This is a genomic window from Streptomyces sp. NP160 (genome assembly GCF_006335115.1).
In the GTDB taxonomy this organism is placed as follows: domain Bacteria; phylum Actinomycetota; class Actinomycetes; order Actinomycetales; family Quadrisphaeraceae; genus Quadrisphaera.
Map to the genome: position 1 here is coordinate 531 of NZ_VDMJ01000076.1, position 365 is coordinate 895.

Annotated in this window: 1 pseudogene; it reads right to left on the minus strand. The window is 81.4% G+C overall.

Annotation, left to right across the window (positions count from 1 at the left end):
* A pseudogene (locus tag FHN55_RS23045) lies at nt 1-365 on the minus strand (AAA family ATPase); the annotation flags it as partial.

A 365-nucleotide genomic window follows, 5' to 3' on the forward strand; every position in this document is an offset into this window, starting at 1 on the left:
GCCGCCTGCTCGGCGGCGTCGAGGAGCCCGTCGGCGGCGCGGGCCAGCAGGGCCGGGTCGCTGTAGAGGTCCGCGAGGACGTCGACGGCGCGGCGCGCGGGCCAGACCGCGTCGACGGCGGCCCTGACCGGCTTGCTGCGCGCGGCGCGGGCCGTCTCGCCGTCCGTGGGGGTGAAGCCGGCCGCCTCGCCCTGGCGCCGGGCGTCCTCGGCGACCGCCCGCGCCAGCCGGGCGCGCGCTGCCGCGCAGTAGACGTCGCGGCGCTCCGGGGGGGCCGTGACCTTCTCCAGCAGGGTGCGCACCACGGCCGCCACCCGGTGGGCGCGCACCCGGTAGCGGCGGGCGGCCAGCTCCAGGACGACGTC